This window comes from Paenibacillus sp. TC-CSREp1 (genome assembly GCF_050171015.1).
Taxonomy (GTDB): Bacteria; Bacillota; Bacilli; order Paenibacillales; family Paenibacillaceae; genus Paenibacillus; species Paenibacillus silvae.
In genome coordinates, this window is sequence record NZ_JBNOKM010000039.1 from 17377 (window position 1) to 28715 (window position 11339).

Annotated in this window: 11 protein-coding genes; 10 read left to right on the forward strand and 1 reads right to left on the reverse strand. The window is 47.5% G+C overall.

All coding sequences use genetic code 11. From position 1 onward, the window contains the following. Positions 1–133 precede the first annotated feature (133 nt). The 9 genes from gatC to ACQSGY_RS30305 all read left to right on the forward strand — a co-directional run bounded on the left by gatC (position 134) and on the right by ACQSGY_RS30305 (position 9359). A complete protein-coding gene (gatC, locus tag ACQSGY_RS30265; RefSeq protein ID WP_145406052.1) occupies positions 134–421 on the forward strand; it encodes an Asp-tRNA(Asn)/Glu-tRNA(Gln) amidotransferase subunit GatC in 288 nt (95 codons plus the stop codon). A 28-nt stretch (positions 422–449) separates the two neighbouring features. Further along, complete coding sequence (gatA, locus tag ACQSGY_RS30270; RefSeq protein WP_145406053.1) at positions 450–1907, forward strand: Asp-tRNA(Asn)/Glu-tRNA(Gln) amidotransferase subunit GatA; 1458 nt, start codon at positions 450–452, stop codon at positions 1905–1907. A 26-nt stretch (positions 1908–1933) separates the two neighbouring features. Beyond that, complete coding sequence (gene gatB, locus ACQSGY_RS30275) at positions 1934–3373, forward strand: Asp-tRNA(Asn)/Glu-tRNA(Gln) amidotransferase subunit GatB (protein WP_111268429.1); 1440 nt, start codon at positions 1934–1936, stop codon at positions 3371–3373. A 137-nt stretch (positions 3374–3510) separates the two neighbouring features. After that, positions 3511–3978, forward strand: a complete 468-nt coding sequence (locus ACQSGY_RS30280; protein WP_427182313.1) for a GNAT family N-acetyltransferase — start codon at positions 3511–3513, stop codon at positions 3976–3978. A 32-nt stretch (positions 3979–4010) separates the two neighbouring features. Beyond that, positions 4011–4721 (forward strand): MgtC/SapB family protein, encoded by a 711-nt coding sequence (locus tag ACQSGY_RS30285; RefSeq protein WP_111268431.1) that lies wholly within the window; start codon positions 4011–4013, stop codon positions 4719–4721. A 150-nt stretch (positions 4722–4871) separates the two neighbouring features. Next, positions 4872–5468 carry a hypothetical protein gene (locus ACQSGY_RS30290; protein WP_427182314.1) on the forward strand — a complete coding sequence of 199 codons (597 nt, stop codon included), beginning with the start codon at positions 4872–4874 and terminating at the stop codon, positions 5466–5468. A gap of 25 nt (positions 5469–5493) precedes the next feature. After that, entirely contained in the window at positions 5494–6915 is a 1422-nt protein-coding gene (locus ACQSGY_RS30295; RefSeq protein ID WP_427182316.1) for a DUF4097 family beta strand repeat-containing protein, read from the forward strand. 131 nt (positions 6916–7046) lie between these two features. Then, positions 7047–7472 (forward strand): peroxide-responsive transcriptional repressor PerR, encoded by a 426-nt coding sequence (gene perR, locus ACQSGY_RS30300; RefSeq protein WP_110898428.1) that lies wholly within the window; start codon positions 7047–7049, stop codon positions 7470–7472. Between the two features lie 156 nt (positions 7473–7628). Then, a complete protein-coding gene (locus tag ACQSGY_RS30305) occupies positions 7629–9359 on the forward strand; it encodes a glycosyl hydrolase family 18 protein (RefSeq protein ID WP_427182318.1) in 1731 nt (576 codons plus the stop codon). A gap of 109 nt (positions 9360–9468) precedes the next feature. On the opposite strand, the gene ACQSGY_RS30310 is transcribed toward ACQSGY_RS30305, so the two are convergent. Next, positions 9469–9846 carry a DUF2614 family zinc ribbon-containing protein gene (locus ACQSGY_RS30310; protein ID WP_427182320.1) on the reverse strand — a complete coding sequence of 126 codons (378 nt, stop codon included), beginning with the start codon at positions 9844–9846 and terminating at the stop codon, positions 9469–9471. 131 nt (positions 9847–9977) lie between these two features. Here ACQSGY_RS30310 and ACQSGY_RS30315 point away from each other — a divergent pair, with 131 nt between their 5' ends. Continuing rightward, positions 9978–10856, forward strand: a complete 879-nt coding sequence (locus ACQSGY_RS30315; protein ID WP_426333443.1) for a nucleotidyltransferase-like protein — start codon at positions 9978–9980, stop codon at positions 10854–10856. The last annotated feature ends 483 nt before the right edge of the window (positions 10857–11339 follow it).

An 11339-nucleotide genomic window follows, 5' to 3' on the forward strand; every position in this document is an offset into this window, starting at 1 on the left:
GTCGTTTGCATTGAATTGTCGAACCAACTCACCTATAATGAAAAAAGTTATCCCGGGACTTTAGCCCGTTAAACGAACGCTTTGTTTTCAGGTACTGTCCCAGGCACAGAACGAATGAAGGAGGCATCCGGTAATGAGTATTTCGAATAATGACGTTCAGCATGTGGCCAGACTGGCCAGACTTAATCTGACTGCTGAAGAAGAACAGACGCTGACAGGCCAACTGAACGCGATCTTGAAATATGCAGAGAAGCTGAATGAGCTGGACACAGAACACATTGAGCCGACCACTCACGTGCTGCATGTCAGCAACGTGATGCGTGAAGATGAAACGAAGGAAAGCCTGGCTATTGAACAGGTTATGCACAACGCTCCAGAAGAGGAAGACGGGCAGTTCAAAGTGCCTGCTGTCATGGAATAACGGATAAAGAGAAGGGAGGACAAGCACTGTGAGTTTATTTGAACATTCGCTACCTGAGTTACATAACAAACTGCATGCCAAAGAGCTGTCGGTCAGCGACCTGGTGAATCAGGCGTATCAGAATATCGGTGCGCATGACGACAAGGTGAAGGCTTATCTGACACTGGATGAGGAGAATGCACGCGCACGCGCACGGCAGCTGGACGACCGTCTTGTTAGCGGTGAGGAGAAAGGTTTGCTGTTCGGTTTACCCGTAGGAATCAAGGACAACATCGTAACCAACGGGCTGCGCACAACCTGCGGAAGCCAGTTTCTTCGCAATTTCGACCCAGTGTATGATGCAACGGTTGTCGAAAAGCTGAAAGCCGCGGATACCATCACTCTTGGCAAACTGAATATGGATGAATTCGCAATGGGCGGTTCCAATGAAAATTCCAGCTTCTCGCCTGTGCACAATCCGTGGGCGCTTGATCGTGTTCCAGGAGGCTCGTCCGGCGGCTCAGCTGCCGCGGTGGCTGCGGGAGAAGCTTACTTCACACTAGGATCAGACACGGGTGGTTCCATCCGTCAGCCTGCTTCTTACTGTGGTGTTGTAGGATTGAAGCCGACGTACGGACTTGTATCCCGTTTTGGTTTGGTGGCATTTGCGTCATCACTCGACCAGATCGGACCTTTGACCAAAAATGTAGAAGATTCTGCTTATGTGCTTCAGGCCATTGCCGGATATGATGCCAAGGATTCGACATCTGCCAATGTAGATATCCCGGATTATTTGAGCGCACTGACGGGTGATGTGAAAGGACTGCGTATCGCCGTGCCGAAAGAATATATCGGTGAGGGCGTTGATCCACAGGTCAAAGAGACCGTTCTGGCTGCGCTCAAAGTGCTTGAAGGGCTTGGCGCTACGTGGGAAGAGGTTTCTCTTCCACATACCGAATACGCAGTAGCAACGTATTATCTGCTTGCTTCTTCCGAGGCTTCCTCGAACCTGGCCCGTTTCGACGGCGTACGTTATGGTGTACGTGCAGACAACCCGGAGAATTTGCTGGATTTGTATCACCAGTCCAGAAGCCAGGGGTTTGGTCCCGAAGTGAAACGCCGTATTATGCTTGGAACCTATGCACTCAGCTCCGGCTACTATGATGCGTATTATTTAAAAGCCCAAAAGGTGCGCACGCTGATTAAACAGGACTTTGATGAAGTATTTGCCAAATATGACGTGATCATTGGACCTACCGCACCAACAACAGCATTTAAACTGGGGTCTCAAGTAGACAACCCGCTTACGATGTATCTGAACGACATTCTGACTATTCCAGTCAGTCTGGCGGGCGTACCCGCGGTCAGCATCCCTTGCGGATTCGCAGATGGGCTACCAGTTGGCCTGCAGATTATCGGTAAAGCTTTTGATGAATCAACCGTACTGCGCGTAGCGCATGCGTATGAACAAAATACAGCATTCCACAAGCAGCGTCCGCAGCTGTAGACTGCCCGGAACGGAGGTAAATCGAAATGTCCGCAACTAAATATGAAACGGTCGTTGGACTTGAAGTCCATGTGGAGTTGCATACCAACTCCAAAATCTTCTGTGGCTGCTCTACCGCTTTTGGAGCACCGCCTAATACACACACTTGTCCCGTTTGTCTCGGACACCCGGGTGTCCTGCCTGTATTGAATCGTCAGGCTGTTGACTACGCTATGAAAGCAGCGATGGCCCTCAACTGTACGATTGCTGATGTCAGCAAGTTTGACCGTAAAAACTACTTTTACCCGGACTCACCTAAAGCGTATCAGATTTCACAATTTGACCAGCCGATCGGTGAAAATGGCTGGATTGATATTGAAGTCAATGGCGAGACCAAACGTATCGGTATCACTCGTCTGCATCTGGAGGAGGATGCAGGCAAGCTTACACACGTCGATGGCGGCTACGCTTCCCTTGTAGACTTTAACCGTGTCGGAACTCCGCTGGTGGAGATTGTCTCCGAGCCGGAAATTTCCTCCCCGGAGGAAGCGCGCGCATATCTGGAAAAACTGCGTGCGATCATGCAGTACTGCGAAGTGTCGGACGTGAAGATGGAAGAGGGGTCACTGCGTTGTGACGCCAACATCAGCTTGCGCCCGCATGGACAGGAGAAGCTGGGTACACGGGCGGAGCTGAAAAACATGAACTCCTTCCGCGGTGTACAGCGCGGTCTGGAATATGAGCAGTATCGTCAGGCCGAGATTCTTGACGAAGGCGGAGAAGTTGTTCAGGAGACACGCCGCTGGGACGAGGCTCAGGGCAAAACATTGTCGATGCGTGGTAAAGAGCAGGCGCATGACTACCGTTATTTCCCGGACCCGGATCTGGTTAAATTGCATATTGATGCTGAGTGGAAGGAGCGTATCCGAGCTTCCATTCCAGAGCTGCCGGATCAACGTAAAGCTCGTTATACAGCAGATTATGGTCTGCCAAGCTATGATGCGGAGGTTATTACATCCTCCAAAGCGATTGCTGATCTGTTTGAAGACAGTCTCAAATATACACAGGACGCCAAATCCGTATCCAACTGGATCATGGGTGACCTGTTAGGATATCTCAATACCAATAACCTTGAGGTAACGCAGGTTCCACTGACGGGTCAGGGGCTTGGCGAGATGATTGGCTTGCTGGAGAAAGGTACAATCAACAGCAAAATTGCCAAAACCGTATTCAAGGAAATGCTGGAAAGCGGCAAGCTTCCGCAGCAGATCGTTGAAGAGAAGGGACTTGTTCAGATTAGTGACGAAGGAGCTATCCTTGCCATTGTGGAGCAAGTAGTTGCAAATAACCCGCAATCCGTTGAGGATTACAAGGCAGGTAAACAAAAAGCGATCGGTTTCCTTGTAGGTCAAGTCATGAAGGAAAGTAAGGGCAAGGCAAATCCTGCCCTCGCCAATCAACTGCTTACAGACGTACTGAACCGCTAATCCTTCCGGTGAGGCCGGACAGAAAGAGGCTCGTCCCTGTGACAGCCTCTTTTTGCTGTATAACACACTGACACTGACGTACCGTGTCATGTAGTTTCAATGTTTTATTCAGCCTGAGACGAGGAGCTGCTTTAACGATGAGAATTCAATCATTGTCTTTACGTGATGAAGATACGTTAGGCCAGTTGTGGAGACTGCAGCATATGGCTTACCGACTGGAAGCAAAGATCATCGGATTTCAGGATATTCCGCCTTTGCTGGATACGATGGAAACCTTGCAGAACTGCGGAGAAACCTTCTACGGATGCGTGGACGACGGGGATGGGGAACTGCTTGGTGCGGTCGCCGTGGCAGAGGAAGAAAAAAACACACTGACCATTACACGTATGATGGTTCATCCCGATCATTTCCGTAAAGGCATTGCTGCTTCACTTATGCAGCATGTTTTTGCAGAGCATTCGCATCTGCCTCGTTACATCGTGTCTACAGGCACACGCAATCAACCCGCAGTGAATCTGTACAGACGGTTTGGTTTTGAACCCGTGGAAGCGGTACAGATTGCACCGGGAGTGGAATTAACGACATTTCATAAGAATAAGCTTTAAGCATGTGAACAACTTAGGGGGGAACTAAAACGTTGAGCGGTCCTTGGTTTATTGATGAATGGCATATTTTACTTCGTTTACTGCTGGCCATGCTGCTTGGCGGCCTGGTCGGACTGGAACGTGAGCGTTCCAATCATGCTGCCGGACTTCGAACGCATATTCTGGTTTGTCTTGGGTCAGCACTGATTATGATGCTGTCTATTTATGGTTTTAAAGATTTTGCACATGAATTAAACGTCAGGATCGACCCGGCTCGTCTGGCCACAGCGGTAATCACCGGCGTCGGCTTCCTGGGAGCGGGAACGATACTTTTCACAGGTAAATCCATTACTGGGCTTACAACCGCAGCTTCGATCTGGGTTGTCGCGGCGATCGGTCTTGCTGCGGGTGCGGGTTTCTTTTTTGCATCCATCGTTTCGACTGTGCTTGTGCTCCTGAATCTATGGGTGTTTAATAAACTGGAGCTAAGATATTTACGTGGTAACAAGCTGCATGTGATTACGCTTCATACGTTGTCCGAGCCTGGCACATTAGAGAAGGTATCGTCTTTTATGGAGCAGGAGAAGATTAAGATTCGTAAAATTACGGTCAATGAGCAGGATCTTTCTTTTGCAGAGGTCACACCTGTCGAACCGAAAATAGAAATTGTGCTGCACGTTCAGGTGCCGCATGAGTTTAAAACGATCCAAATGGTCTCCAAGCTGAGACAGTGGGAACACATGACCAAAGTCTCTATTGAATAAAGAAAATCTCAACCCTCCAATGGCAGGAATGGCGGAGGGTTTTTCTCGATATCCATTTTTCTTCCAGTTACTCTTGTGGCGCTTTAGGGTACTATCTAACCAAATGCACGATGAGCGGAAGTAAATATTTTCCGAGGAAAGGAGCAGATTATGAAGAAAGGGCAAACAGACGGCAAGCGAACGGGAAGGGCTAGGAAGCCCAAAAAGGTGAGAAATAAAACGCATAAATTCATTGCGGGGCTGCTTGGTGCTGTCATTCCGGGATTGGGACATATTTATTTGCGGCTGTACATGCGTGGTTTGACTTATATATTGCTCGTATTACTTGATTTATCCGCTTTGCTGTATTTCTCGTCCATCGGCATACAGATCAATGTGCCGCTGCTAATTTTGCTCGCCCTTTGTATTCCAGTCATTTATTTTTACAATGTTTATGACGTGCTGCAATCGGCTGACTGGGTTATGATGCGCAGGCGGCGTGCTGTGACACAAGCAAACATGGACAAGCCGGTGTCCGGTGAACGTCCGGAGCGGGAGCGAATGATGGTATGGGAGCGAGGCATTTCGTCTGGACTTTTGCTTATTGTGGGCGGAGCGTTGATGGTGCTGTTTTTCCGTAAACCACGCTGGTTTCAGGAGTTGATTGCGATGTACGGAGCATATTCCTTTGCAGTTCTCATGATTGCAGGAGGCTTGCTGCTGTTCGGCCGGGAAATCTGGGTTATGCTGCGCAGGAAGAAAACATAGGGTAATCGTGCAGGGAGGGAATGCAATGAACCGTAAAATCCGGGTTGGACGTTATACGGCTGCGGCCTTGATTATAGCGGTCGGTGTACTGCTCATTTTGGATAAACGGTGGGGAACAGACTACCTATATGAGGTCGTGGATTGGTGGCCATTTTTACTGGTCAGCTTCGGTGTAGAGTGGATTTTGTTGTTCCTGTGGACACGCAGGAGAAGCAGAAGGGATTCGGAACATCTATCTCCATTAGATGAACCTCAAAAAAGACGTTTTAGACCTGATGCGAAGGGCATTCTGTCTTCTTTGATTTTGACAGCCTCCGTATTTATTGTGACCGAACAGGATCATTACATGCATCTATGGAATCGGGTAAGTCTCAATCTGGGAGCTGCTTCAATGGATTATAGCCAGGCTGCCGGATATATGGAGGATAAGGGTGTCATTGGGGTGCCTGTACGGATGGATACTTCCGATATCGTGGTTGAGGGGGTAAACGGAGATATCACACTGCAGCGCGGAGAAACGGATGAGATCAAGGTGAAAACGGTGGTCTGGGTAGATCAGGCATCTGAAGTGCAGGCCAAGGCGGTAGCAGCGGCATCCTTTGTTGAGGTCGAAGGTGATAAGGTTATTCGTATCAAAACGACAGGAAAAGCATATGGTGACAATGAAAAAACACAACCACGCATGAATATGACCATTACCGTTCCAGATGATCGTCGTTTCAACCTGGATATTCGAACGTCCAACGGCGCGATTTTGTTAAACCGTCCTGAGGCGATCAAAACGATTGTTGCCGAGACGGGCAATGGAAGAATCCGTATTAACAATGCAGTCGGTGATATTACGGGCAAAACGCTGAACGGGGACGTGATTGTAGCCAACGCAACAGGCAATGTTGATATGGACAGCAATCGGGGGGATATGAAGGCACGCGGCGTTTCAGGAGATGTGGATCTGACGACACAAGTCGGAAGCATCAGCATTACAGACTCCTTTGGCGAATTTATCGCTGAGACACGAAACGGAAATATTACGCTGGACAGTGCCAATCTCGGCGTCAAAGCCCAGTCATTAAATGGCAGCATTCATATTGTCTCCACCAAAGTCGGAGGAGATTGGGATGTGTACAGTGCCGTTGGCGCAATTGACATTGTGATCCCTGAGCGCGGTGATTACAGCTTGACTGGCTCCAGCAGTTACGGAGATTTGCGAACAGATATGCCATTCAACGTCAAGAACAAAACGATCGAAGGGCAGCTGGGCGAAGGAGAATACAGGATCAAAATTGAAGGTAACAGTGACCTGACTGTTCAGCGGAATGCAGAAGTTCCCGGTTTGGAAAATAATTCAACTGAATCGCAGGATACTAACGAAAACGGGGGAGAAACGACAGATTCAGGTCCGAATGCCAACCCGGATACAGCGGATGACCCCGCATCGTCGCGTTGACAATAAACTTGCAATCGCCGTACAATAAATGTACACTGGCAAGGTTACACGACCAGCCAATGAAAGTCGAGACGTCCACAGCCAATGAAGGGTAGGGCGTCCACAGAATGAAAGGTAAGGCGGTGGGCTTTATGGCAACACGTGTCCAACATGCGTTGGAGCAGCTCAAAACGACCGGTGTCCGTATTACACCCCAGCGTCATGCCATATTAAACTATTTAATGGAATCGATGGGGCATCCGACAGCTGACGAGATTTACCGGGCGCTCGAACCCCAATTTCCGAGTATGAGCGTGGCGACCGTATATAACAATCTGAAAATGTTTCTGGAAGCCGGTATGGTCCGGGAACTGACTTACGGAGATAATTCAAGCCGTTTCGATGCCAATGTGACGGATCATTATCATGTGATATGTGATCAATGCGGCAAGATTGAAGACTTCAGCTATCCTTCGTTAAAGAGCGTTGAGCTTCAAGCTGCTTCAAGTACGGGATTTGAAGTGCATGGTCACCGATTGGAAGTATATGGTGTTTGCAAAAGTTGCAGGGATCAATAGAGATGATTTACAATATTGACGTGTGGAATTCAGTATGGATTCTTCACGTTTTTTATTTTTAAAGGCAGCTAAAACGAGACATGAACAATATTATGGTTTGAACATCGGTCTTTTGGAATTTTTTACTATCATGATGGAATTAACGGAGGTAGTCGTTTGGGTAGAAAAAGCAAATATACACGTCGTAAACGACGTTCATTTTGGCCGGGATTACTCGGAGCTTGTCTTGTGGCTGGCGGTGCCTATTGGCTTATAACCAGTCTTTGGTTGAACAAGGTCTATGAAGACCCGGATTGGCTCGGAAGAAATCAGCCTATTTTTGTAGATGGACAGCTTATGGATGAGGAGGCCCTGGGCACAGGCAATCAGCTTAAACTTCCGGTGAAGGTGCTGCAAGAATCGATTGATCCAGGGATCAGATACGAGCCTGACTCGGGGGATATCATTATTGCTTCGCCGCAACGTGTGCTTCATATGAAAGAAGACAGCACCAAGGCAGAACTGAATCATCAAGATTATCCGCTGAAAGTGAAGCCGGAGGTCAAGGAGGAGGAAGCGTATATTCCTCTTCAACCTCTGAAAGAGGTGTATGGCCTGAGCGTGCAGGAGGATACCACCACAGGTGCAGTGATTCTGATGCGTGGTGGAGATACGATACAATATGCATCGATTGATACCCGATCGTCGGATAAGGATAAAACAGTCCCGTTATATAAACGAGGCGATGAAACCTCGCCTATTCTCACCGATATGCAGCAGAACACGAGAATACGCGTATGGCAGACGGGGAAGGATCAAAGCTTTGTACAAATGGATAACGGGTATGCCGGTTATGTGAATAATGACTATGTTGTTTTGGGTGAGAAAAAAACGCTGGATACGCCAAAGTTTACACCAACTGCAGCGGAGAAAAAGTGGAAAAACAAACCGGTCAATCTGGTCTGGGAAGCGGTTTACAATCGTCAGCCGGATGTAAGCTCAATCGGGAAGATGCCAGGGGTTAATGTGGTCAGCCCGACATGGTTCCATATTACGGATGGCAAAGGCACAGTGAAAAGCAAGGCGGATCAATCTTACGTTAAGTGGGCTCATCGTTCAGGGATGGAAGTATGGGGACTGATGGATAACAGCTTTGACCCGGACATTACAAAGGACGCGCTCTCGACCTACGCCAAGCGTACACATATCATCGAACAGATGCTGGCCTATGCTCAAACGCACAGACTGGATGGCATTAACATTGATTTTGAAAATGTGTACACCGATGATGGGGCCAACGTGACCCAGTTTATTCGTGAAATAAAGGCGATGGCTCGCATTCATGGACTGATATTATCCGTAGATGTTACGCCAAAATCGAATAGTGAAATGTGGTCTGCCTTTTTGGATCGGCGCGGATTGGGAGCATTTGTTGATTATATGATGGTGATGGCGTATGACGAGCACTGGGCAGCCAGTCCCAAAGCAGGCTCTGTAGCCTCGCTTCCATGGACGGAGTCTTCGGTGCGGCGCATCTTGGAAGAAGATGAGGTGCCTGCGGACAAGCTGGTTATGGCGGTTCCCCTGTACACACGCATCTGGACTGAAAAAGCGAATGAACAAGGGGAGATTAAAGTATCCTCCAAGGCTGTAGGAATGAACACTGTGCAGGAACTGATCAAGGAGAAGAAGCTTAAACCTGTGCTTGATCAGGCAAGTGGACAGAACTACGTGGAATACAAAGAAGATGGGGCTGTCCAAAAGATCTGGATTGAAGATGCGGTATCCCTTCAAGCAAGAGTAGAGCTTATTGCTTCGTTGAAGCTGGGCGGAGTGGCAGCATGGAACCGTAGCTTTGCCAATGAATCTGCATGGGAAACGCTCAAGCAAGCGGGTTACTCTAAATGATGTTGAACTGATCCTTTTATTATTTTATTCAACGCTAACAAGAAGAAGGTCCGGTAGAGTATACCGGGCCTTCTTTATTTTTTTATTGGCAGGGAGGCGTAATGTAAAGCTATTCGATAGGTGCAGAGGGAGGGGAATTCGTTTCTATAGGCGTACTCATCGTATTGGCTTTGCTTGGGTCCATCGTAAGGATTGTATGACAAAACATGCAGCGATCTGTCTTGCCCAGCATTTTGGTTAACTTGCCGCATTCCGGGCAATCGACCTGTACCGCGCTGGTTGAGAGCATTCCGGCCCAGAAATAAATGATTAAACTGCCAAGCATAGCGACAAGCCCTATAACCAGTCCTACAGCTGCGATGACTTTCCCGGCGTGACCCCAAAACACGATTCCGGCTGTACCCAGGATCATTAGGCCCATGCCTAGCATGGTTAAGAGTAATCCCCAAGTGCGAAAAGCATTAATTTTTGCTGATTTAAAAATCATGAAAAATGCTCCTATCGTATGAGTAGTATTGGACTCGAAAAAGAAGGAAACGTTGTACTTCATGTAGAATTACATTATAACTGACTTGGCGCTATTCTGCCATGAATTGTATAAATTGTATGGAGGGAATCGTGGAATTAAAGAACCTTGCTTTTTTGTCTGAACAGTCGGAAGAGACAGGGGCAGTTGGGGCTATCGCTTATTCCCATCCGGGAGAACGATTCCACGGCTCCCTGATTCAGGATTTTGACTTGCTGGTATTGATTGTCCTCAATACTGATCAATCCACATCAACTGTTGAACACTACAGATACGGTGATCTTCGTTATCAGTTGATCTATGCCAGTTGGTCTGAATTGCAGATTACTGCGGTTACAGGAGAGCACTATAATCTCATGCAATGCCTGATTGAAGGGGAAATCATCTGGGAAACAGATGATAAGATTACTCAGCTGCGTGAAGAATTGTCTTCATTCGGCAATGAGTTGAGGGAGCAAAAACTGTTTCATGAGTTCACCAGTTTTCTGAGAATGTACGTTGAAGCCAGGCGTCATATGCAGCAGGGCCATGTTGTAGATGCGTATTATGATGCGCTGAAGGCTCTGGGGAACTGGGCCAGAATTGTACTTATTGAGCAAGGCATGTACCCTGATCATGCCGTCTGGACTCATATACAGCAGTTGGATCGTGCACTGTGGAAACTCTATCAGGAGCTTACGGTAAGTTCCGAAACGCTGGAACAGCGGGTGGAGTTGATTTTGCTAGCGTGCGAGTTTTCGGTTATGTCCAAAATGGAGGAATGTTCCGAACTTCTACTGCGGGTGATCAGAAGCCGGAAAGAACCGTGGAGTATTCATGAACTGGTTCATCATCCTCAACTGAGATTTGTGCGAGAGGATCTTCCGCTTGTACTACGTAAACTGGTGCTTCGTTCTATTGTAAAGGAATCTGCGGGTTGGCCCTCTCTTGAAGGGGAAGGGCGTGAAATTCGCTATTGGATTGAAGCATGACATGCTCAAACATTTAAAATGTGATGTATAGTATAAAGGAGGGGAAACCTTCCTTTTTTGTTTGTTTAATAATTTATAAGTTTGGTGTTGACTCTTGTCTGATGAATGTGGTACATTATATTTCGTTCCCCAAATGAGTGAAACAACCATTTGGTTGGAGAAAAGTTAAGAACAAGCAATGTCGAAAAAAGAATTTCAAAAAAAGTTCTTGACGAAAACAAACGAAATATGTTACATTATTCAGGTCGCCGCCGAAACTTGGTTGAGACAGAATGAAGTGAAGAAATCGTGTTTGATCTTTGAAAACTGAACAACGAGTGAGTAATGATCTTGCTTGCAAGATCGACGCTGAGAAATTGGTACATGTCTTCGGACTGTATGATTTCGAAAGCACAATGAGATTTTTAATCTCGTCAGATTCAAAATGAGCACATCGCTCTTTTCAATACTTTATTGGAGAGTTTGATCCTGGCTCAGGACGAA